The sequence below is a fragment of the Streptomyces sp. Ru73 genome (assembly GCF_002920575.1).
Taxonomy (GTDB): Bacteria; Actinomycetota; Actinomycetes; order Streptomycetales; family Streptomycetaceae; genus Streptomyces.
Map to the genome: position 1 here is coordinate 1 of NZ_PQSQ01000029.1, position 22,531 is coordinate 22,531.

Annotated in this window: 18 protein-coding genes, 1 tRNA gene and 1 pseudogene; 10 read left to right on the plus strand and 10 right to left on the minus strand. The window is 72.9% G+C overall.

Annotated features, from left to right (window positions below; translation table 11 throughout):
- The 5 genes and pseudogenes from C3486_RS36940 to C3486_RS15315 all read left to right on the plus strand — a co-directional run.
- Positions 1 to 273 (plus strand): annotated as a pseudogene (locus tag C3486_RS36940) (ATP-binding protein); the annotation flags it as partial.
- A complete protein-coding gene (locus C3486_RS15300) occupies positions 263 to 709 on the plus strand; it encodes a roadblock/LC7 domain-containing protein (RefSeq protein ID WP_103833247.1) in 447 nt (148 codons plus the stop codon). The pseudogene C3486_RS36940 and the gene C3486_RS15300, both read left to right, overlap by 11 nt.
- A gap of 2 nt (positions 710 to 711) precedes the next feature.
- Positions 712 to 1,113 carry a DUF742 domain-containing protein gene (locus tag C3486_RS15305; protein WP_103833248.1) on the plus strand — a complete coding sequence of 134 codons (402 nt, stop codon included), beginning with the start codon at positions 712 to 714 and terminating at the stop codon, positions 1,111 to 1,113.
- On the plus strand, positions 1,091 to 1,732 hold the full coding sequence (locus C3486_RS15310; protein WP_103833249.1) for an ATP/GTP-binding protein: 642 nt from the start codon (positions 1,091 to 1,093) through the stop codon (positions 1,730 to 1,732). Before C3486_RS15305 ends, C3486_RS15310 begins: the two co-directional genes overlap by 23 nt.
- Entirely contained in the window at positions 1,729 to 2,337 is a 609-nt protein-coding gene (locus C3486_RS15315; protein ID WP_103833250.1) for a GAF domain-containing protein, read from the plus strand. The genes C3486_RS15310 and C3486_RS15315 overlap by 4 nt, the downstream gene beginning before the upstream one ends.
- A gap of 120 nt (positions 2,338 to 2,457) precedes the next feature.
- On the opposite strand, the gene C3486_RS15320 is transcribed toward C3486_RS15315, so the two are convergent.
- The gene (locus C3486_RS15320; RefSeq protein WP_103833251.1) at positions 2,458 to 3,699 is read right to left on the minus strand and encodes an acyl-CoA dehydrogenase family protein; all 1,242 of its coding nucleotides are present in this window, start codon (positions 3,697 to 3,699) and stop codon (positions 2,458 to 2,460) included.
- A 443-nt stretch (positions 3,700 to 4,142) separates the two neighbouring features.
- Positions 4,143 to 7,355: an amidohydrolase family protein gene (locus C3486_RS15325; RefSeq protein WP_103833252.1), complete on the minus strand. Its 3,213-nt coding sequence runs from the start codon at positions 7,353 to 7,355 to the stop codon at positions 4,143 to 4,145.
- Between the two features lie 206 nt (positions 7,356 to 7,561).
- On the opposite strand from C3486_RS15325, the gene C3486_RS15330 reads away from it, so the two are divergent.
- Positions 7,562 to 8,491, plus strand: coding sequence for an alpha/beta fold hydrolase (locus C3486_RS15330; protein ID WP_103833253.1), 930 nt, complete (start codon positions 7,562 to 7,564; stop codon positions 8,489 to 8,491).
- 220 nt (positions 8,492 to 8,711) lie between these two features.
- On the opposite strand, the gene C3486_RS15335 is transcribed toward C3486_RS15330, so the two are convergent.
- The 3 genes from C3486_RS15335 to C3486_RS15345 form a co-directional block, all read right to left on the minus strand.
- The gene (locus C3486_RS15335) at positions 8,712 to 9,614 is read right to left on the minus strand and encodes a transketolase family protein (RefSeq protein ID WP_103833254.1); all 903 of its coding nucleotides are present in this window, start codon (positions 9,612 to 9,614) and stop codon (positions 8,712 to 8,714) included.
- A 3-nt stretch (positions 9,615 to 9,617) separates the two neighbouring features.
- Positions 9,618 to 10,355: a transketolase gene (locus C3486_RS15340; RefSeq protein WP_103833310.1), complete on the minus strand. Its 738-nt coding sequence runs from the start codon at positions 10,353 to 10,355 to the stop codon at positions 9,618 to 9,620.
- Between the two features lie 69 nt (positions 10,356 to 10,424).
- Entirely contained in the window at positions 10,425 to 10,715 is a 291-nt protein-coding gene (locus tag C3486_RS15345) for a YiaA/YiaB family inner membrane protein (protein WP_181138560.1), read from the minus strand.
- Between the two features lie 165 nt (positions 10,716 to 10,880).
- Between C3486_RS15345 and C3486_RS15350 the strand changes: the two genes are divergently transcribed.
- Positions 10,881 to 10,954: transfer RNA gene (locus C3486_RS15350), tRNA-Pro, on the plus strand.
- Between the two features lie 358 nt (positions 10,955 to 11,312).
- Positions 11,313 to 12,752: an MFS transporter gene (locus C3486_RS15355; RefSeq protein ID WP_181138561.1), complete on the plus strand. Its 1,440-nt coding sequence runs from the start codon at positions 11,313 to 11,315 to the stop codon at positions 12,750 to 12,752.
- Positions 12,753 to 12,810: 58 nt separating this feature from the next.
- On the opposite strand, the gene C3486_RS15360 is transcribed toward C3486_RS15355, so the two are convergent.
- The 3 genes from C3486_RS15360 to C3486_RS15370 form a co-directional block, all read right to left on the minus strand.
- On the minus strand, positions 12,811 to 14,745 hold the full coding sequence (locus tag C3486_RS15360; protein WP_103833257.1) for a phospholipase C: 1,935 nt from the start codon (positions 14,743 to 14,745) through the stop codon (positions 12,811 to 12,813).
- Positions 14,746 to 14,798: 53 nt separating this feature from the next.
- Complete coding sequence (efeB, locus tag C3486_RS15365; RefSeq protein ID WP_258052802.1) at positions 14,799 to 16,058, minus strand: iron uptake transporter deferrochelatase/peroxidase subunit; 1,260 nt, start codon at positions 16,056 to 16,058, stop codon at positions 14,799 to 14,801.
- A 143-nt stretch (positions 16,059 to 16,201) separates the two neighbouring features.
- Positions 16,202 to 17,452 carry an EfeM/EfeO family lipoprotein gene (locus C3486_RS15370; protein WP_181138564.1) on the minus strand — a complete coding sequence of 417 codons (1,251 nt, stop codon included), beginning with the start codon at positions 17,450 to 17,452 and terminating at the stop codon, positions 16,202 to 16,204.
- Positions 17,453 to 17,628: 176 nt separating this feature from the next.
- Here C3486_RS15370 and C3486_RS15375 point away from each other — a divergent pair, with 176 nt between their 5' ends.
- The gene (locus tag C3486_RS15375) at positions 17,629 to 18,450 is read left to right on the plus strand and encodes an alpha/beta fold hydrolase (protein ID WP_103833260.1); all 822 of its coding nucleotides are present in this window, start codon (positions 17,629 to 17,631) and stop codon (positions 18,448 to 18,450) included.
- A gap of 147 nt (positions 18,451 to 18,597) precedes the next feature.
- Here C3486_RS15375 and C3486_RS15380 read toward each other — a convergent pair whose 3' ends face one another.
- Positions 18,598 to 19,389 (minus strand): VOC family protein, encoded by a 792-nt coding sequence (locus C3486_RS15380; protein ID WP_103833261.1) that lies wholly within the window; start codon positions 19,387 to 19,389, stop codon positions 18,598 to 18,600.
- 157 nt (positions 19,390 to 19,546) lie between these two features.
- Positions 19,547 to 20,407, minus strand: coding sequence for a GNAT family N-acetyltransferase (locus C3486_RS15385; protein WP_103833262.1), 861 nt, complete (start codon positions 20,405 to 20,407; stop codon positions 19,547 to 19,549).
- Positions 20,408 to 20,857: 450 nt separating this feature from the next.
- Here C3486_RS15385 and C3486_RS15390 point away from each other — a divergent pair, with 450 nt between their 5' ends.
- Positions 20,858 to 22,474, plus strand: coding sequence for an AMP-binding protein (locus C3486_RS15390; RefSeq protein WP_103833263.1), 1,617 nt, complete (start codon positions 20,858 to 20,860; stop codon positions 22,472 to 22,474).
- Positions 22,475 to 22,531: the final 57 nt, after the last annotated feature.

Below are 22,531 nucleotides of genomic sequence, written 5' to 3' on the forward strand. Positions count from 1 at the left end.
CAGGAACACCTCGTCCCCGAACTCCGCGGCGACCCCACCCCGCCCGGTGGCACCCGCACCGCGGGACGCCCCGAACCCGAGCACGACCCCGGCCTGATGGCCGCCTTCCGGCGCGGCATCACCCGCGCCGACGACACCTACGCCGCGACCGCCGCCCAGGACTCCGCCTACGAGACAGCGCCCGCCCACGACGGCGGTGCCCCGTACGACCGCACCGGCACCGGAACGTCCGCGAGCCGCCCCCGAGGAGACGACCAGAACCATGGTGAGTGACCTGCACGTACAGCCCCAGCGACACGGCGGCCGGCCGGCGTCCGACCTGTCGTGGCTGCTGACCGGACTCGTCCAGCGCGTCCCGCACGCCCGCAGCGCCCTGCTGCTCTCCTCCGACGGCCTGGTCAAGGCCGCACACGGCTTCGAGCCGGACAGCGCCGACCACATGGCGGCGCTGGCCTCCGGCCTCTACAGCCTGGCCCGCAGCGCGGGCGTCCGCTTCGGCGACGGCGACGACGTCCTCCAGGTCGTCGTCGAGCTGGAGTCCACCCTGCTCTTCGTCTCCACGGCCGGCTCCGGCGCCAACCTCGCCGTACTGGCCGGCCGCGAGGCCGACGTCGCCGTGCTCGGCTACGAGATGGGCATGCTGGTCAAGAGCGTACGGCCCTACCTCGCCACGCCCGCGCGGCACCAGGCGCAGGCGGGCGGGCGCTGAACATGGCGGTACGTCGCCGGCGACGACAGGGGTCGGAGCCGCTCTGGCTCGACGACGAGGCCGGCCGGCTGGTCCGTCCGTACACCGTCAGCAACGGACGGACCCGGCCCACCGCCCACTTCGACCTGCTGACGATGGTGATGGCCACCGGCAAGCGGCCGGTGGCGTGCGGGGGCCCCGACCACATGCAGGTCCTCGGGCTCTGCGGCGGTCCGGTCTCCGTGGCCGAGGTCGCCGCGCACATACGGCTGCCCGCGGTGGTCACCAAGGTGCTCCTCGCCGACCTCGTCGACTGCGGAGCGCTCACCGCCCGGGCCCCAGCGCAGGATCCGCACGGCCCGTCGCCCCGTACCGACCGAGCCCTCCTGGAGGCGGTGCTTCATGGACTCCGCAAGCGCCTTTGAACCGTACGCCCCGGACACCGCGGCCGAGGGCGGAACTTCGCACACGGACGGCGGCGATCCCTTTCCTGCCGCCCTGAAGATCCTGGTCGCGGGCGGCTTCGGCGTCGGCAAGACCACCTTCGTCGGAGCCGTCAGCGAGATCGAGCCGCTCTGCACGGAGGAGCTGCTCACCCAGGTCAGCATCGGCACCGACTGCCTGGACGGGGTGGAGGACAAGACCACCACCACCGTTGCCATGGACTTCGGGCGGATCACCGTCAGCTCCGACCACGTGCTCTACCTCTTCGGCACGCCGGGGCAGGAACGCTTCTGGTTCATGTGGGACGAGCTGTCGGCCGGCGCGCTCGGTGCCGTGGTCCTCGCCGACACCCGGCGCCTCGAACACTGCTTCTCCGCCGTCGACTTCTTCGAGCGCCGCGGCATCGAGTTCATCGTCGCGGTCAACCAGTTCGACGGCTCCTTCCACTACGAACCGGACGAGGTGCGCGCCGCCATAGACCTCTCGCCCCGCACCCCCGTCGTCCTGTGCGACGCCCGGCACTGCAGTTCGGCGACGAACGTCCTGGTCTCCCTCGTCCAGCACCTACTGACCCCCGCCCTCGCCCCGGAGCTGCCATGAACCGCCCCGCGTCCCATCTGCACGCCGCCACCTACGACCCCACGCGGCACCTGCTGCTGACACCGGACGACGACGAGGCACCGGCCCGCGTCGCCCGGCTGCGCACGCTCGGCATCGGCGAGGCCCCGCTGCCCGCCTTCGACGACTTCGCGCGCAACCTCGCCCGGACCACCCAGGCCCCGTACGCCATGGTCAACTTCATCGACGAGCACCGCCAGTACTTCGCCGGGCTCTACACCCCGGCCGAGGAACAGGCCCCCGTCGAGCTGGGCCCCGCGCCCGCCAGCGCCCAGCCGGGCCGGGTGATGGCCCGCGACCACGGCTACTGCCCGCACGTCATCGTGCGCCGCAAGGCGCTGGTCCTGGAGGACGTCTGCGACTATCCCCGGTTCGCCGGGAACCCGGTCGTCGACGAGATCGGCATCCGCTCCTACCTCGGCGCGCCGCTCATCGACCGTACGGGCATGGCGCTCGGCACGGTGTGCGTCGTGGACCTCGAACCGCGCCCCTGGGGCCGCGAGGGCCTGGAGACCATCAAGTCGATGGCGGCCCGGCTGGTCGACCAGATCCACCGGATGGAACGGGAGCGGACGGAGGGACTGTGAACCGGCCGCCCTCCCGGCACCACAGGAACGGCCCGGCACGGACCCGCTTCGCCGAGCGGGGCCCCGCCGGGCCGTTCGCGTGTGTTCTCCCGCAGTAGGTCTTCGTGGGCCGCCCCCTGGTCAGCAGCCCGCTCCCGCGTAGACGTGGTGGGGGTCGTACTGGTCGGGGACGTGCTCCTCCGTCCTGACCCGGTCGGCGAGCCGGCTGGACCACTCGCCGCGCCCCGCGCCCACCGCCAGCTCGCCCAGGCGCAGCAGCTGGATGTCGGAGGTGCCGGCGGGCGCGAAGATGTGGTGCGCGTCCCGCAGATAGCGCTCCACCGGCCGGTCGGTGAACAGCCCGCACGCGGCATGGATGTCCATGGCGTCGCGCGCCGACTCGATCGCCGACTCGACGTTGACGAGCTTGGCGTTCATCAGCTCGGCGTCGCAGCTCTCGCCCCGGTCCAGCAGGTGCACCGCGTGGTACGCCGCGAGCCGGGCGGTCAGCAGCCGGGACTGGATGCGGCCCAGCTTGAGCTGGATGTTGGGCAGGGCCGACAGCGGCTTGCCGTAGCGCTGCCGCTCCGCGCAGAAGCGCGCGGTCTCCTCCAGGACGGCCTGGTGGATGCCGAGGGAGACGGCCGTGAGGTTCGGGCGGCCGTAGAGCACGCTGGAGGAGTAGGCCACGGCCAGCCCGTCGCCCTCCCGGCCGAGGAGGTTGGCCGCCGGGACGCGGCAGTCCTCGAAGAAGAGCTCGCCGAAGCTGAAGCCGTGCAGGCCCATCGTGTCCGCCTCCGGGCCGACCCGGAAGCCGGGCCGGTCGTGCTCCACGAGGAAGGCCGAGAGGCCCCGTGAGCCCTCGCCGGTGCGCACGACGACGCCGTGCAGGTCGCCGACGTGGCTGTTGCCGACGTAGACCTTGCGGCCGTTGAGGACGTAGTCGTCGCCGTCGCGGACCGCGCTGCTGGTCATGCCGAGGACGTGGCCGCCGGAGTGCGGCTCGGTGACGGCGATGGTCGGCAGGCACTCGCCCGCCGCGACGGCCGGCAGCCAGGTCTTCTTCTGCTCCTCGCTGCCGAAGTGGATGATCTTCGCGACGCCGAGCTGGGACGCCTGCACCATCGCGCCCATGGCGGCGCTGACCCGGGACAGCTCCTCGATGATCACCGTCTTGGCCACGTGCCCGGCCCCCATGCCGCCGTAACCGCGCTCCACGGTCGCGCCGATCCAGCCCTGGCGGGCTATCCGGCGCGACAGGGCATGGCAAACGGAACGACTGGCCTCCATCTCGGCTATGCGGGGCCGCACTTCGCGCTCGGCGAAGTCGCGCACCCTGTGCCGGAGTGCCTCATGCCGCTCATCGGTGAAGTAGCGATGCAAGACGAGCCCTCCTCCGTGATGCGTCCGCGCTAAGGGAATGCGTTCATCCGGTATGCGTCATTCCTCGATCAGATCCGGACAGTCGTTCTGTGGTTACCCCGAGTGCAATACCCGTTGGCATACCTGGCGCAGGGCGCATAAAACCTCTACTCACCGCATTTATGCAAAGACATGGAAGTGCGCATTGATCCTTCACCACCCCCTGGGGCCACCACATGCGAAAACACAGAACTGGGGCTGGAGTGATCAGAGTTGTTCACCCCGTGGGTACGTGTGACCGAATTTCGACGGGGTCGCATCACCGAAGGAGTACGTAGCCCACGCACGCCCGCCGCCGACCCCGGCGCACGAGCACAGCGCCAAGTGGCGCGGCACCCGGCCCGCCGGTGCCGTAGCACCCGCACGCCCGCACCGCGCCACCCGACGCCTCCCCACCCGTAGGGCTAATGGCCGGGATCGCAACAGGAATCGCGCCGCAGCCGCCGCCCCACCTCCGCCCAGTCCTCCCCGCCCGCAGCCCGCGCCACCGCAGGCCGGGTCGCCTCGAACGAACCCACCAGCTCCGCCTGTTCGTACAGCCGGCCGCCGCGCAACACCCCCGCCGTCCGCACCAGCGAGCCGAAGTCACGGAACGGATCACCGTCCACCAGCACCAGGTCTGCGAGCTTGCCCACCTCCAGCGTCCCCAGGTCCCGCTCCGCACCGAACACCCGCGCCGGCAGCGCCGTCGCCGTACGCAGCGTCTCCGCGACCGACAGCCCCGCACCGTGCAGCGCACGCAACGCCAGATGCAACGACAGCCCGATCGGCATCAGCGGCGCGTCCGTCCCCAGCGCCACCAGCCCGCCCTTCCCCAGCACCCGCCGGTAGAACGCCGTCTCCCGCGCCAGGTCCGCCAGTTCCGCCGCCGACGGCCGGTGCCCCGCGTCCTGCTTCACCAGCGCCACGTCCCACGGCGGCATCAGCACCGTCACCCGCGGGTCCTCCGCCAGCCCCGGATCGGCCCCCAGCAGCACACGCGCCGTGAACGGCGTCGCCACCAGATGGAAGTCCGTCCCCGTATAGACCTCCAGCACGTCCTCGTACGTACGCGACGTCGCCGACACCGCATGCCCGAACTCCAGCCGCTGCGTCGCCTGCAGATGCGTCGTCAGGTCCTGCCCCAGCTGCACCCCCGGCGTCAGCAGATGGCTCCCCGACCGCACCCCCAGCCGCCCGTGCGCGAACTCCGCCGCCTCCTGCATGATCCAGCCCGGCGCCCGCACATACGTCTTCACGAAGTCCCACTCCAGCGCCGCACCCCGCGCCAGCGACCGGCGCAGCCCGGCCCGCGTCCGGTGCGCCCGCCCCATGCTGTACGCCACCCGCGACCCGTCCAGCAGCTCACCGCAGCTCAGCAGCCGCGGACCCGCCAGCACCCCCGCGGCCACCGCCTCACGCAACCGCGCCTGCTCGTACGAGAAACCGCCGAACGACACCGCCGTGGTGATCCCGTACGCCAGCTGCAACGCCGTCTGCCGCCCGCCGTACGTCGTCTGCCACGGATGCGTGTGCGAGTCCCACAGCCCCGGGATCACCGTCCGCTCCGACGCGTCCACCCGGCGGCCCGCCCGGCGCCCCGCACGGTGCGGCGCGACCTCCGCGATCCGCCCGTCCCGCACCACCACGTCCACGTCGTCCCGGACCCGTTCCCCCATGCCGTCCCAGAACCGCCCCGCGTGCACCACCGTGTCCGCCGACCGCGCCCGCCGGTGCGTCAGCCGCAGCGGCACCGTACGCGGCGCACCACCGGCCGCCGGCACCGTCCGCAGCCGCCCGGCCGACAGGTAGAGCAGCGTCCGCGAATCGCCCGACCACGACGGATGGTCCGCCGGCTCCTCCGTCAGCTGCCGCGGAGCCCCGTCCGGCGTGCCGTCCGGACGCACCGGCAGCAGCCACAGCGCCGACTCGGCCACCAGCGCCAGCCACCGCCCGTCCGGCGACCACACCGGACCCGAGTCGTACCGGTCGGAGATCGAGACGTGCGCGGCCGGCGCGTGCAGCCGGCTCGCCCCCGACTCGGTGTCCACCACCCGGATCAGGTTGTAGCCCTCACGGAAACGCTGGTTGAGCCGGTTCCGGTCGCACAGCGCCACGTACCGGCCGTCCGGCGACCAGCTCGGCCGCCCCGGCAGCCCGCCCCCGCCCAACGGCGCCACGAGCTTCCGCTCCGCACCCGAACCCAGGTCCCGCACCAGCAGAGTGCCCGACATGTCCAGCATCGCCAGCCGCCGCCCGTCCGGCGAGAGCGCCGGATGCACCCGGCCGCCCTCCGCAAGCACCCGCTCCTCGCCCGTCGCCACGTCCCGGCGGCGCACCGCGTACAGCCCGTCCCGGTCGTCCGCGTACACCAGCGCCCGGCCGTCCCGCGACCACGACGGCGCCAGGAGATACCGCGTCGCGCCGGTCCGCACCAGCCGCCGCGGCGCGCCGCCCGCAACGGACCCCACCCACAGCCCGTCGAGCGCGGCGAACGCGACCCGGCGGCCGTCGGGGGAGAGCGCGGGCAGATGCACACCCCGCACCGGGCGCGTGCCGTCCCGCTCGAAGCCGTAGTCCTTCACCCGGTACCGCGGCCGCTCCACCCGCATCCGCGCCGCGAACGGGATCTTCTCGGCGGCGGCCGGACGGTCCGGCCGTACGACCGTGAACTGCCCGTCCACCGTCACCAGCAGCTCCTCGCGCGAGACCCAGCGCGGCGGCACCGGCATCACATCGCCGTCCACCGCCACCGCCACCCCGTCCACCACCAGCGTGCACGTGGGCCCCGGCGCCGCCGTGGTCCGCACATACGCCAGCCGCCCCGCGGGCGACAGCGCGGGCACCATCACCTGCGCGGCCGCCGACTCGGTGTGCTCGGTGACCACCGGGCCACCGCCGTCCGCCGGCACCGACGCGACCGTACGGGACTCCAGCGCGGCACCCACGAGGCGGCCCCGCACGAACCAGATGCGCGCGCCGTCCGGCGCCCACACCGGGTCGAAGTCCTCCCAGGCGCCGTCCTGATGCGGCCCGTCCTGGCCCGGCAGGCCCGTCACCTGCGTCAGCCTTCCGCTCGCGAGCTCCAGTACCCAGATCCGGTACGGGCTGCCCGCCACCGGGTCACCGCCGCGCTCCGAGGCGAACGCGATCCGCCGGCCGTCCGGCGACCACGCGGGGCCCCGGTCGTCCCACGGCCCGTCGGTGACCTGCCGCAGCCCCGAGCCGTCCGGGGCCAGCGTCCAGAGGTGGAACTGGCCGCCCCGGTACCCGCACACCGCCAGCCGCGAGCCGTCCGGCGCGAACACCGGCCGGGTCGGCTCCAGGAGCGGCGGGGTCAGCGCCGTCGCCGTACCGCCCGAACGCGGCACGGACCACAGCACGTTCTGCACCTCGGCGACCAGCCGCTTGCCGTCGGGCGCGAGGGTGGCGGCCCCGTTGGTGGCGGCGGTGAAGGAGAGGGTGGCGGCGCGGGCAGCGGTGCCGGGCGTCTCGCCCGCGGGTGCCGCCGCCGCGGGCACCGGGAGCCCGGCGAGCCCCACGGCGGCGGCAGCGGTGGCCGTGCCCTGCAGGAAGCCGCGGCGGGAGAGGGGAGAAGGGGCGGAACCGGCGCCCGGGGAACTGTCCGTGGTGTCCAACGGTCCTCCTATGACAGGGGATACGTGTGGTGCACAACTGGTCAGGAACCTGCCGATCTTGTCACGCTCTGCACCGGAAAGGTCAACACCGCGTCGCGCCGCCTCTTGGCGCGCCACGCCCCCGGACGAGAAGGTGGCCTGGTTCCCGGACGAGAACACGGCCCGGTCAGGCCGCCCGGCGCAACGGGCAGTGAGGAGACGACGCCATGCAGCAGGACTTCCACGAGGCACCCGACGGCACCCGGGTGGCCACCTACACCTGGCTCCCCGAGTCGGGCCGCCCGCGCGCCCTCGTACAGATCGCGCACGGCGCCGCCGAACACGCCCGCCGCTACGACCGGTTCGCGCGCTTCCTGACCGCGCACGGCCACGGCGTGCTCGCCTCCGACCACCGCGGGCACGGCGCCACCGCCGCCTCCACCGGCGGCCGCGGCGTCGTCGGCGAGGACGCCTGGCGCCGCACCGTCGACGACCTCAAGGCCATCGGCGACACGGCGCGCGGGCTGTACCCCGGAGTGCCCCTGGTGCTGCTTGGCCACAGCATGGGCTCGATGCTCGCGCGCGACTACGCCCAGGAGTACGCCGACGGGCTGACCGGGCTGATCCTCTCGGGCACCTTCCGTACCCTGCCGGGCGCCGAGATCGAGGGCTCGATCGCCGCGCTGGAGGCCGAGGCGGCCGAGCACGGCCGTACCGCGCTGTCCGGCTTCATCCCGCGCCTCTTCGGCTCGTTCAACGATCCTTATCCGCACCGCACCGGCTTCGAATGGCTCTCCCGGGACGCGGCCGAGGTCGACGCGTACGTCGCCGACGAGGACTGCGGCTTCCCCTTCTGCACGGGCCTCGCGCTGGACTGGGTACGCGCCGTGCGCAAGGTCAACGACCCCGCGAACCTGGCCCGGATGCCCCGCGACCTGCCCGTCCACGTCGCGGTCGGCGACCAGGACCCGTGCAATCAGCGGATGACGCTGGTCTACGAGCTGCTGGAGGACTTCCGGTACCTGGGCACCGAGGACCTGACGTGGCGCGCGTACCCGGACGCGCGCCACGAGATCCTGAACGAGACGAACCGCGAGGAGGTCCAGCGTGACCTGCTGGAGTGGCTGGACAAGCGCGTTGTCAGTGGCGGCCGCTAGCTTGGAATGAGTGTGGCGGCGGCGGGGGAGGGGGTCGCGCCACGAGCCCCGCGTCTCGGGGAGAGGGAGGGGCCCTGCCCAGGAACGGCGGCCCCGCACCCCACCCCCGCCCCGCGGCCCCCGCCCCCGCCCCGCGGACCCCCCGGCGCCACGGCCCTCCCGCCCCGACCCCCCCGGCCCCCCATCCCCGCCCGCGCTCGCCCCACCCCCTGACGCCCCCTCACCCCCCCAAGAACCCCCCAATCCGCTCCCTCACCGAAGCCGCGTCCAGTCCGTGCGCCGCCAAGTGGGCCGCCATGTCCCCGTAGCGGCGCAGCTCCTGGCGGCGTACGCCGAGGCCGAGCACGCGGTGCGGGATGTCCCGCAGCGCCTCGCCCGCGGCCGCCGCGGACGTGCCGGCGAGGTACGGCTCGACCAGTACGACGTCCGGCGCGTCCGTCCTGCCCGCCGCGGCACGCAGCGCAGCGCCGTCGAAGGGCCGCACCGTCGTCGCGTACAGCACAGTGACGTCCAGCCCCTCCGTCGCCGCCAGCACGTTGTCCAGCATCGGCCCGACCGCGACGACCGTCCCCGCGCGGCCCTCGCGCAGCGTCAGGAAACGACTGCCGTCCACCGGCCGCGGCGCCACGTTGCTCTGCACGGACAGCCGTACGTACACCTTGTCGTCACCGGCCGCCGCGGCGTGCCGCAGCAGCGTCTCCGCCTCGTCCGGATGCCCCGGCACGTGCACGGTCCACCCGTCGAGCGTGTCCATCAGCGCCACGTCACCGGGCGACATGTGCGTGAAGCCGCCCGCCGGCCAGTCGTACGACCCGCCCGCGCTGACCAGTACCCCACCCACCCCCTGGTGCCCGAAGTCCAGCTTCACCTGCTCGAAGGGGCGCTCGACCAGGAAGCTCGCGAAGGTGTGCACGATCGGCCGCATGCCGGTCAGCGCCAGCCCGCCGCCCACGCCGATCAGCAGCTGTTCCCTGATCCCCACGTTCAGCACCCGGTCCGGGTGGCGTTCGCGCGCCGCGGTGAAGCCGTCCTTGCCGATCTCGGCGAGCACGACGGCCAGCCGCGGATCCTCGTCCAGCAGCCGCGAGGCGACCGCGGCGAAGCGTTCCCGCATGGTGTCCATGGCTCAGGCCTCCTTCGGCTCGACGCGGGCGACGACGGCGTGCGGCCGTCCCGGATGCGGTGCGGTGTACGCGGCGTACAGCGCGTCGTGGTCCCGCCCGTCCACCGTCCGTACCGACCACCCGGCGGCGGCGAAGCGCGCGGCGATCCCGCCGTCCAGCGGGTAGGACGCCGACGCGTTGTCGACCACCACCACGTGCAGCCGGTCCAGCCCCGCTGGGCCCGCGTAGGCGATCGCCTCGTGGTTGCTGCCCTCGTCCAGTTCGGCGTCGCCGATCAGCACCCAGACCGCCGGCTCGGTGAGCCCCTGGGCGCGCAGCCCGAGCGCGGTGCCGACCGCCAGCGGCAGTCCGTGCCCGAGCGACCCGCTGCCGATCTCGGCACCCGGTACGAGCTGCCGGTCCGGGTGGTGCCCGAGCGGCGACTCGTACGAGCCGAACCCCGGCAGCCACTCCACCGGGAAGAACCCCTTCGCGGCCAGCACCGCGTAGTACGCCATCGGCCCGTGCCCCTTGGACAGCAGGAAGCGGTCCCGGTCCGGCGCGTCGGCGGTCTCCGGCGATACCCGCAGCACCCGGTCGTACAGCACCCAGAGGGCGTCGAGGGTGGAGGTGGCGGCGGGCCCGTGTTTCTCGTCCCCGGTCATGCGCCCCATGAGGCGGGGCAGTTGGTCGTACCGGTCGTACGGGAGCGGGCCGCTCCCGGCACGCTCCGGCCTGGTGTCGGTCGTCGTGTCCGTCATGCCGACCACCCTGTAACCTCAACCAAACTTGAGGTCAACCGGCAGCCGCCCGCCCCCGTCCGGACGCCGTCACACCCCCGGCTTGAACACGTCCTGCTCGATGAGCAGCTTGTCGATACGGGCCTTGTCCACCCGGTTGGTCACCTCCTCGACCTCCTGCCGGTCGCGGACGCACTTCGCCAGCGTGAACGCCGACGACACCACGAAGACGAGCCCGAGTGCGAGGAACGCGCGCTCCCACGCTCCCACGGGCAGCTTGGCGATCCCGATCGTGAGGGCCGCCAGCGACAGCCCGAACGAGACCGCCGCCTGCACGAAGAAGGCGGTCGTCGTCGGGCGCTGAATGGATGGAGTGCTCATGACCAGCAGAGTGGCGCGTCGTGACCCGCGCCACATGAGTACGCCTACTCATCCCGTCCACACCCGCCACTTCCGCTTCCTCCCGTATCCGGCAGCGCCCACCCTCTGACATGGGGTATTGTTCTCGTGCACGGCCGCCCGGGATTCCCCGAGCCGGCCCGGCACCGGGACGTGGCGCAGCTTGGTAGCGCACTTGACTGGGGGTCAAGGGGTCGCAGGTTCAAATCCTGTCGTCCCGACTCGAGAGAGTCGCAGAGCAGAGGCCGTATCGGAAGGCATCCGATACGGCCTCTCTTCGTATGCCCGCGTCCCGCCGTGTTGCCCCCTCCTCGTTGCGCCGCAGCGCACCGGACCACACCCGCGAGAGACGCGAGAGCCTCCGTGCGCCGGGTGGCGTGTACGCGTGCGCCGGGTGTCCGGCATCCGCACCGCGTTCCATATTTTGATATGACCCGACCGGAAAATGAGATGCATGAGATCGTCGCGCTGTTCAGGCGGTTCGCGCGGCCTTTCCGCGAGGGGGACGCGCGCTGCCGTCCGGGCCGTCGGCGCGTGTTGCCGACGACCGTTCGCCACCCTCGCGCGAAAGACCGAGAAATGTCCGCATCAGCCACCAGCTCCACCCAGGCACCCGTCAACTCGCGGTCCCGCGTGCTCATCGCCAGCCTCATCGGCACGACGATCGAGTTCTACGACTTCTACGTCTACGCGACCGCCGCCGTCCTGGTCTTCCCCAAGCTCTTCTTCCCGAGCAGCGATCCGACGACGGCACTGCTGTCGTCCTTCGCCGTGTTCGGCGCCGCGATGATCGCCCGCCCGATCGGTGCCGTCTTCTTCGGGCACCTCGGCGACCGGCTCGGGCGCAAGGGGACGCTGGTGATCTCGCTCCTCACCATGGGCATCGCCACCTTCCTCATCGGCGTCCTGCCCACGTACGCGCAGGCCGGCTGGGTGGCCACCGCGCTGTTGGTGCTGATGCGGATCGCGCAGGGCTTCGCGCTCGGCGGCGAGTGGAGCGGCGCGGCGCTGGTCGCCACCGAGAACGCGCCCAGCGGCAAGCGCGCCCTGTACGGCACCTTCCCGCAGCTGGGAGCCCCGCTCGGCTTCATCATCGGCAACGGCCTCTTCCTGGTCATCGCCGCGCTGCTGCCGTCCGCCGCGGGTGCCGACCCCTCCCAGCCGTCCGAGGCCTTCCTGGACTGGGGCTGGCGCATCCCGTTCCTGTTCTCGGCGGTGATGGTCGCGATCGGCCTGTGGGTGCGGATGCGGCTCGTCGAGTCGGCGGTCTTCGCCAAGACCCGCGAGGCCGGACTGGTGCGCAAGCTGCCGCTGGTCACCGTCTTCCGCAACCACTGGAAGCAGCTGATCATCGGCACCTTCGTCATGCTGGCGACGTACGTGCTCTTCTACCTGATGACCACGTTCTCGCTGAGCTACGGACGCGCCGCGAAGAACGCCGCCGTGCCCGGCCTCGGGTACGGCTACACGACGTTCGTCCTGATGATGATCTTCGGCGTGCTGTTCTTCGCGGCGTTCACCCTGGCCTCCGGCCCGCTCGCCGACAAGTACGGCCGCCGCACCACCCTGATCTGGATCACCGCAGCGATCCTGGTCTTCGGGCTCGTGTGGGTGCCGCTGATCGGTCTGGGCACGCTGGGCGTGGTGCTGTGGCTGGTGCTCGGCTTCACGCTCATGGGCATGACCTTCGGTCCGATGGGCGCGCTGCTGCCCGAGCTGTTCCCGACCAGCGTGCGCTACACGGGCTCCGGCATCGCCTACAACGTCAGCTCGATCCTCGGCGCTGCCGTCGCCCCGTTCATCGCGGTGGCGCTGTGGGAGGCCGGCCACGGCTCGCCGTGGCTGGTCGGCGTCTACCTCTCCGCGATGGCGCTGCTGACCCTGGTCGCGCTGGTGGCCGGCAAGGAGACCAGGAACGTCTCCCTGGACGACGGCGAGACTTCCGGCGCCGCCCGGGAGGACGCGGACGACGCGGACGACGCGGGCGACGCCAACACCACTGTCGCCGCCACCCCCTGAGCCGTCCCGCCCATCCGCCCAGAAGGGGCCGTCCTCGGACGGCCCCTTCTGCGTACGCTCACCGGCCTCCGTGCGTGACCGGCTTGTGGGTGCGGGAGCGGCGGCGTACGGCGTAAACCGTGCTGCCCACGCCGACGGCCAGTGCGGCGGCGCCGAGGCCGGTGGGGAGGAGGGGGAGGGGCGAGGAGGACTGGTCGGCGTGTGGGGAGATGGTGTTCGGTGCGGTTCCCGCGTTGCCCGTGCTCGCCGTGTTCGGGGCGGCGGCCGGGCGGGGCCGGGGGATGGGGCCGACCGAGGCGACCGAGCCGTCCGGGCGCAGGAGTACCTGCTTGTTGTTCGGGTGGGTGAAGTCGAACATGGAGGTCAGCGGGTTGGCGCGGGTGTCGAAGGAGGCGTCGCCGAGGCGGCCGGTGTGCCAGTTGTCCTCGATGAACTTCGTGATCGAGGTCTGCTCGGTCGGTGTGTGGTCGATGTGGTTGACCTTGCTGTACGGGGAGATGACCAGCAGCGGCTGGCGCGGGCCGGGGCCGCAGCGGTCGGCGTAGCCGCCGGCGGCCGGCGGGGCCGCGCGGCAGGCCGCCGCGTCGGTCGGCCGGCCGTTGTCGTTGGGGGTGCCGTCCTCCGACCCGTTCTGCGGCTTCGCGTACGCGTGGTCGTACCAGCCGTCGGAGTCGTCGTACGCCACGACGATCGCGGTGTCCTTCCACTGCGCGGACTTCTGGATGCGGTTGATCTCGTCGATGAGGAAGTGCTGCTCGTCGGTGGGGGAGGAGTAGCCGGCGTGCGCGTCCTGGTACGCGGGTGCCTTCACGAAGCTGACGGCCGGGAGGGTGCGGGCCTTCAGTGCGGCGTGCAGGTCGGTGAGGTCGTAGTTGTGGTTGGCGCGGCCCGCGTGGCCGATCTCGGTGACGCCGCGGGGCGCCAGGTGGTGCGGGTTGGCGGTGGACCGGTAGTACGCGAAGGGGTTGTGGTGCGGGCTGTAGTCCTCGACGGCCTGGCCGCCGGCGTTGGTGTGGGTGACGCTCGCGCACTGCGCGTAGTGCCCCTTCTTGCCGTCCCACGCCGTGCCGGGCCGGAAGCCGCCCTGGAACCATCCCCAGGTGACGTGCCGGGCGTTGAGCAGGTCGCCGATGGTGCGGCCGGTCATCTCGCCGAGGTTGTTCTTGCCGGTGTGGTCCTTGTCCGAGCAGTCGTCGTACGCCGGGTCGGGGTCGGCCGTCATCGTGCCGACGCCCTTGGCGTCCGGCGAGGAGACCACGCCGGGGTCCGGCTTGTCGGTCTGCCGGGGGTGTTCGGTGCCGGAGGCGGGGTCGATGGTGACGATGCCGTGGGTCTGGCCGGACACCAGGTTGATGGCGCCGGGGGTGGACGGGCCGTACGTGGAGCTGAAGGAGCGGTCGCCGAGCGCGTAGTGCTGTGCGTAGTTCCACAGCGCGGTGACGGTGTTGCCGTCGTAGTAGTCCATGACCAGGCCCGGCTCGCCGAACAGGCCGCCGGAGCACTTGCCCGAGTCGGTGTTCTCCACGAACCGGTCGGCCCTGCCGCCGTGGTACGCGTACTGCTCGGGGCTGTAGTCGTGCTTCTGGTCGCAGGTCATCGCCTGGTCGGGAGTGAGCCGCTTGGGCCGGTACTGGTTGGGATTCTTCGTCAGGAGCCCGGCCGTGCGGAGGTTGTCGATGTCCTTGGGGGTGTCCTCGGCCGGCGTGAACGTGGTGCCGTCGGTGTTCGCGGCCTCGGGGTACGTCGCGAAGTAGTGGTCGAAGGAGATGTTCTCGTCGAAGATCACGACCAGGTGCTTGACGGGCGTGGCGGTGCCGCCGTGTGCGCTGTGCCCGCCGTGTCCGGTGTGCCCTCCGTGTCCGCCGCCGGCCGGGGCCGCTCCCGCCGGTGCGGCCGCCCCGCACACGCCGAGGGCCGCCGCCCCGAGCAGCGCCGCCCACCTGGCGCCGCGCCGGCCGCCCGGCCGACGTGCCGCTTTCCCTGCCCTGCCCATCGCCTGTCCCCTTCCGTCGGAGTGACCTCGCGGTCCGGAGCCGTGCCGCGCCCTCAGGCGAGCAGCGTCCTCCCCAGCCAGTCGTGGCGGTCCCGCACGCCCGGCAGCGCGAAGAAGTAGCCGCCGCCGAACGGGATGATGTAGTCGGTCAGCGGCTCGCCCGCCAGCCGCTTCTGCACCGTGACGAACTGCCGCTCCAGGTCCTGCTGGTAGCAGCAGAACAGCAGCCCCATGTCGAGGTTGCCGTTGGCGTCCGTGCCCCGGTCGTAGTTGTACGCGCGACGCAGCAGGCGCTGGTCCTCGGTGTCGAGGGCGCGCGGATTGGCCCGCCGGATGTGCGCGTCGAGCGGGATGGAGTCGCCCTTGGGATCCAGCGCGTACCGGGGTGTGTCGTGCTCGTGCGTGCCGTCGAGCGGCGCTCCGGTGTCCCGGCTGCGCCCGAACATCCGCTCCTGCTCGGTGAGCGAGACCCGGTCCCAGAACTCCACCAGCATCCGGATCAGCCGTACGGCCTGGTAGCTGCCGCCCGCCGCCCACTCCGGCTCGCCGGTGCCGCGCCCGACCCACACCAGCCGGTCCATCGCCCGCCGGTCGCGCACGGACGGGTTGGCCGTGCCGTCCTTGAAGCCCATCAGGTTGCGCGGCGTACCGGACGGCCGCGGCGGCGAGGAGAAGCCGTCGAGCCGCCAGCGCACCTGCAGCGCCCCGCGGGTGTGCCGGGCGAGGTCACGCAGCCCGTGCAGCACGGCGTCCGTCTCCGGCGCGCAGAGCTGCACGCTCAGGTCGCCGTGGCACCACTCGGGGCGCAGGTCGTCGTCGGGGAAGGTCTCCATGGCCCGCAACCGCCACGGCTTCCGCGCGGCCAGCCCGTACCGGTCGTCGAAGAGGGAGGCGCCGACGCCCACGGTGACGGTGAGCCCGGTGGGCGGTACGTCGGGCCCGAGCACCCCGGAGTCGGAGGGCGGCGCGGTGATGCCGACGGGCGCGGGCGCGCCGCCGCCGGTCAGGAAGCGGGCGCGCTCGGTGAGCGTGCGCAGCGCCTCGGCCAGCTCGTTCCGGCTCTCCGCCAGGACGTCGAAGGCCACGAAGGCGGTGCTGCGCTGCGGCGGGGTGAGGATGCCGGCCTGGTGGCGGCCGTGGAAGGGGACGGGGCCGGCCGACGCCGTACCGTCCGCGGCTGCCGGTCCACTCCGGCCGGTGGTCCGGTCGCCACCGTCAGCGGCCGCACCGCCCGTGGCCGCGACGGCCGCACCGCCCGCTGCCGCCCCACCGATCCCGGCCGCCGCCCCGTACAAGAACCGCCGCCGCGCCAGGCCCCCGTCCCGCGCCGAACCCTCGTCCAGAGCCCGGCCCTCGTTCCGCGCCAGGTCCCCGTCCCGCGCGCGGCCGTCCGACGCCCGGCCCCCGCCCCGCTCCCGGTCCCCGTCCCCCGCTCGCCCGCCGGCCCCCCTGCCCGTCACGACCCCGTCCTCCGGACGTCGAGTACCGCGGCCACCTCCGCCAGGCGTTCGACGAGGTCGCCGAAGGTGCCGTTCAGCTTCTCCCGCTGAGTACGGGACAGCCGGTCGAGCGGTACCCATCGGCCGCCCGCGCCGCCGTCCTCGTACTGGTCCAGCTGCTTCCGGGCCCGCGTCATCGCCCGTTCGATGCCCGGGAGGCCGGGTGTGCGAGAGGTGAGCAGAGGGCGCAGCCGGTCCAGTACGGCGCGGGTGCCGTCGAGGTTGGCGCGTGCGGTGGCGAGGCCGGTGCCGCTGCCGTAGTCCGTACGGCCGGTCAGCTCGAACTGCACGGTGTTCTCCAGGATTTCGTGGGCGCGCAGGCCCGTGTCGAGCGGGTCCATCCGGGCGTCGGCCCAGTCCCGCCGCAACGCCCGTACGTCCGTGGCCAGCCGCTTCACGGGGCCGCGCAGACCGGCCGCCGACTCGCCGTGCCACAGCCCGTACTCGACGCGGTGGAAGCCGGTGAAGCCGCGGTCGTGCACGCCGTGCGCGAGCCCGGCCGTGGTGCCGTTGAGGGCGGTGTCGGCGTCCCCGAACGTGCCGTAGGCCGCGCCCATCCGCTCGTACACCAGGTGCGCTGTCAGCCAGGCGGTGCGCGCCCGGCGCAGGTCGCCGCGGTCGACGGCGTCCGCCAGCGCGTCGGTCCGCCGCACCAGTTCGCCCATCCGCGCCGTGACCCACCGCTGGTAGTCCAGCGTCGGCGGGATCAGGTCGTGCACGCTGACCGGCACGGCGGCCGGCCCGCCGTGCCCCGCGGCGCCCGGCACCCTGCGCGCCGGCCCGCGCACCGCTGACGCATCGTCAGGGATGCAGGTGAACGCGTACGTGCCGCCGCCCAGGTCGGCGCGGAGCGCCCGCTCCGCGCCCGGCGCCAGCCCCTCGGCCTCGCCGTGCACCGCGCCGGTCGCCAGGTCCTCGAGGTACACCTCGGTGGGTGCGGTGCCGGTGTTGCGCAGGTCGAAGACCTGGAGCCCGGCGCGCGGCCGGTCCCAGCCGGTGCCGCACGCGCCGGGCGACACCGCGACGGCCGTGTGGCGCAGCCCGTCGGCGGCGGCCGGCGTACCGTTTCGCCCGGCCGTGGTGCCGTGGCCGTCCGCCGGGGCCAGGAGCCCGCCGAGAACGGCCACCACGGCACTCACCGCCGCCACGACCGCCAGCACCGGCAGGACCGCCACGACCGCCACCGTCTTCACGGACGCCAGCGACATCAGGGCGGTCTCCTCCCGGGCCTCGGCGTGCGGGATCTTTCTGTCATGCACGCATCCGCAGCCAGTCAGCCAGAGATCTCCCCGTCACACCGCACCCCGCCGATGATTTTTCTGCACTCTTGGCGGAAAGTTGGCCAAAGCAAGAAGCGTGGCGACGAGGAGAGAGAAGGCGTGCGATGACACAGGCACCGGCCGGCGGCGACGTCCGGCTGAACGGCATCGACGTGCGGTACCGGGCGGCGGGGAGCGGGCCCGCCGTGGTGCTGGTGCACGGGCTGGGGGAGGACGGCGGTGCATGGGAACGGCAGCAGGCGGAGCTCACGGGATGGCGGACGTACGCGTACGACCTGCGCGGACACGGCGGGAGCGGGCTGGGCGAGGCCGAGGGGAGCCTGGCGCAGCTCCGGGACGACCTGCTGGCGTTCCTGCGCGAGGTGACGGGTCCCGCGGTGTGCGCCGGGTTCTCACTGGGCGGCACCGTCGTGCTGTCCGCTGCGGCCGCCGCTCCCGAACTGGTCACGGGTGCCGTGGTGTTCGGCACGTCCACGGTGGTCGGGAAGGCCGCCGTGGAGTTCTACGAGGAGCGGATCGCGCTGGTGCGCGGCGGTGACCGGCAGCGGCTCGCGTCGGCGATGCGGGCCGACACGGTGGCCGCGCTGTACGGCACGGACGGTGACGTGGACGCGGTGACCGCGCGGCGGATGGCGGCGATCGGGGACGGCGGCGGCTACGCCAACGCGGCCGCCGCGATGGCCGGGCTGCGCGAGCGGCCGCTCACCCCGCAGCTCGCCGCCGTGAAGTGCCCCGTCGTGGTGGTCGGCGCCGCGCAGGACACCTTCTGTCCGCGCCGGGCCGCCGACATCATGCTCGACGGGCTGGCGGCCGCGCCCTGCGAGGTGACGTACGAGGAGATCCCGGACGCGGGGCACCTGATGAACGTGGAGCGGCCGGCGGCGGTGACGGACCGTCTGAGGGCCGCGCTCGCATCGATGCGGTGAATTCGGTGCGGTGAGCCCGACGTGGTGAGCTCGGTGCAGTGAGTTCGGTGCGGTGAGTTCGACGCGGTGAGGGCAATGCCCCTGTGCCGGGTGCCGTGCGGCGCCCGGCACAGGGGGAGGGCCCCGGCCAGAGCCCAGGACGGCGCCTCAGGAGAGCTTCGGCATCTCGCCCTTCGTGGTGTGCAGGTCGATCACCGAGAAGCCCGCGCCCTGCGGGTCGGAGACCGCGGCGAAGCGGCCGAACGGGCTGTCGTGCGGGCCGAAGTGCACCTGGCCGCCGAGCTTCCTGACCTTCGCGATCGCCTCGTCGCAGTCCTCGACGGCGAAGTACGGGTTGATGTGCGACGGCAGCTCGGCCGGGAAGTCCTCGGTCATCTTCATCCGGCCGATGGCGGTGGTGCCGCCCAGCTCGTACACCGCGAAGTCGATCGCGTCGTCCTCCATCCGCTTCACGTCGTAGCCGAAGAGGGCGGGGAAGAACGCGTCGGCCTTCTCCGGCTCGCGGGTGGTGACCTCGGCCCAGCAGTACGCACCGGGCTCGCCCTGCTTCTCGAAGCCCCGGTGGGTGCCGGGCTCCCAGAGGCCGAAGACGACGCCGCCGGGGTCGGCGGCGACCGTCATCCGGCCGAAGTCGCCGACGGCCATCGGCTCCATGACCGTACGGCCGCCGTGCGCGCGGATCCGCTCCGTGCCGGCCTGTACGTCGTCCGTGGCGAAGAAGAGGAACCACGCGGTCGGCCAGTCGCCCTGGCCCGGCATCTGCGGTGCGAGGCCGGCGACCGCCTTCCCGCCGGAGAACGCCTGGGTGTAGTTGCCGTACTCCTCGGCGCTCTCGCCGAAGGTCCACCCCAGTACTTCGCCGTAGAAGGACTTCGCGGCCGCCAGGTCGGGGAACGAAGCGTCGAGCCAGATGGGCGTGCCCTCAGGTGTACCGGCCATGGCCTGCCTTCCTCCGTTGTTCCTCGTCGAGGATGCCCCCGCGACCGCGGAGGCTTGTCCGGCTTGCCACGCTATCGGGTGATCTTGCGTTCCGCCCGGCGAAGTATTCGAACGTATGGTCAATTCAAGGGGAGCGCGACGGTCCGGCCGGCGGGCCTCACCCCAGTTCCAGGGTCGTCACGCCGAAGACCCGGCCCGTGGCCACGGGGCGTACGGGGCCGGTGTACATGCGGGCCGTGTCGAAGGACGGGGTGAGGCCGAGCGACTTCGCCAGCGCCACCGCCTCCGGGTTGGCCTCGGGAACGTCCACCGCGAAGGGCGCGCCGTCGAGGTCCGCGGTGAGTGCGTCGAGCAGGGCGCGCGCGTCCTCGGCGGTGTCCGCGAAGAGCGGGCCGACGCGGTGGGCGTCGCGGCCCGGCCGGATCACGCCGTAACCGGTCACCCGGCCGTCCGCCACCCGGGCGAGTGCCCGGTGGCCGTCGGCGGTGAGCCAGTGGCGCAGGAACTGCGGACGGTCGGCGGGGTAGCAGGCACTGTCGTACCCGAGGACCGCTTCCAGCCCCGCGGCCTCGGCCGGGACGACGCCCGTCGGGGCCGGAGCGTGGCCGGTGGGTGCGGTGCCGGCGTAGCGGCTGGTGCGGTAGGCGAGTTCGAAGCCGGAGCGGCGGTAGTTGTCCTGCTGGGCCGGCACCCCGTCCAGGCCGACGGTGCGCTCCCCGGCGTGGGCGAGCGCGGCCTTCCAGGTCGCGAGGCCGTGGCCGCGGCCGCGCTGGTCGGGGCGGACCAGGTAGAAGCCGAGGAAGGCGTAGTCCGGGCTGTAGTTGACGACCGAGATGGCGGAGACCGGCTCGCCGTCGATGCGGCCGAGGAAGAAGCCGTCGGGGTCCTGGGTGAAGAAGCAGGCCGCGTCGGCGAGGCCGGGGTTCCAGCCCTCGGCCGCGGCCCACTCGCTGACGAGGGTCCACTCCTCCGGGGTCGCGCGCGTGACGACGAGCTGCTCGGCGGCCTGTTGGGGCATGACGGTGTCCTTTCCGGCGGGGGAGCGGGCCGGCGGGCGGCCCGGGGCGCGGGGCCATCCTTCCCGATCCGCCTGCCGCTATCCAGCGGTTGCCGGGCCGTCGTCCGGCGGTCGTCGCGGTGCCGGTTCCGGCGCCCTGCGCGGCCGGTGGCGGTGCCCGTCGGGCGCCCGAACGGCGCAGGAAGGGAAGGCCACTCCGGGGAACGGTCAAGGAAAAGAAAGGAAAAGAGGGGGTCAAGTGCCTGGATCGAGTGGATTGCGATGTGCGGGGCGGCGGGGTGGAGCGTTAGCATGGGTAATTGGTTGTCTGGGGCAACCAATTACCCGGCGGGGGACGACTTGTGCCGGGTGCGCCGCCGTGCGCCGAACCGGCCCCCGGGCACCACCGACCAACGGAGTACCACCACCGGGGCGCGGGGACGCGCGCGCCGGTGTCAGGAAGGACGATTCATGCCCGCCGAGGCAGCCGTACACCCCACCACCCCCACAACCCCCCACGCAGACCAGGACGGTTCGCCCGAGCCCGCCTTCCGCACGTACGTCGAGGACAACCTCGACGCGCTGGCGGCGGACCCGGACCGCGAGCTCCTGGTGCACGGCGACCACCGGCTGACGGCCGGTCAGTTCAGCGGCCTCGTGCACCGCATGGCGCACGCCATGGCCGCGCAGGGCATCGAGCGCGGCACCACCGTCACGCTGCTCAGCGGCAACCTCCCCGAGGCCATCGCCGCACGGTACGCCGCCAACCTCGTGGGCTGCCGGGTCAACCACCTCTACAACAAGCTCTCGGCCGACGTGCAGGCCAACATCGTGCGCGACGTCGAGACCCGCGCCCTGATCGTCGACCCGCGGCTCGCCGACCGCGCCGCAGAGCTGACCGAGCGCGCCCCCGTGCCGACCGTGCTCACCCTCGGCCCGGCCAAGCGCGAGATAGGCCAGGACGTGCTGGCGCTCGCCGCCGAGCAGACCGACGCGCCGTTCGAGAGCCCCGCCCAGCCGGACGACATCTGCACCATCCGGCACACCGGTGGCACGACCGGCCACCCCAAGGGCATCGTCACCACGTTCCGGCAGCTCCAGCGGATGCGCCGGATGATGCCCGAGCAGACCGAGCAGGACTACACGCCCAAGCAGCTGGTGTGCACCACCATCGCGCACGCCGCCGGCATGCTGGCCGACGTGATGTTCCTCAGCGGCGGCACCGTCGTCCTGCACGACGACTTCGACCCCGCCGAGGCGCTCGCCACCATCGAGCGCGAGCGGATCACCCACCTCTTCCTGCTGCCGCCGCTGGTCTACCGGCTGATGGACCACCCGGACGCCGACCGCCGCGACCTCTCCAGCCTGCGCGCCCTCACCTACGGCGGCTGCCAGTCCTCGCCCGCGCGGATCGCGGACGCGGTGCGCCGCTTCGGCAAGGTGCTCGTGCAGTTCTACGGCCAGAACGAGGCCGGCGGCATCAGCGTGCTGCCCGCGGAGGAGCACGACCCGGACAACCTGGAGCGGCTGCGCTCGGCCGGCAAGATCCTGCCGGGCGTGGAGGTGGCCATCCGCGACGCCGACGGCAGCGACCTGCCGGCCGGCGAGCTGGGCGAGATCTGCGTCCGCTCGGCCGGCACCATGACCGGCTACTGGAAGCAGCCCGAGCTCACCGCCGAGGTCCTCAAGGACGGCTGGCTGCACACCGGTGACGTGGGCTTCGTCGACGAGGAGAACTACATCACCGTCGTCGACCGGATCAAGGACATGATCGTGGTCGTCGGCGGCCACGTGTACACCACCGAGCTGGAGGACCTGCTCAACTCGCACCCGAAGGTGCAGCAGAGCGCCGTCTTCGGCGTCCGCGACGAGGACAACATGGAGCAGGTGCACGCCGCGGTCGTGGCCGTGCCCGGCAGCGGTCTGGAGGCCGAGGAGCTGCGCGCCTGGGTGCGTGAGGAGCGCGGCGCGATGTACGAGCCGGCCCATGTCGCCTTCGTCGACGCGCTGCCGCTGACGGACGCCGGCAAGCCGGACAAGAAGCTGCTGCGGCAGCAGGCCGAGCAGGACCGCGACGCCGCTGCCTGACCTGCGCCCGCTCCGGTGCTCCCGTACGCGAACCTGCCCGTACGGGAGCACCGGGGG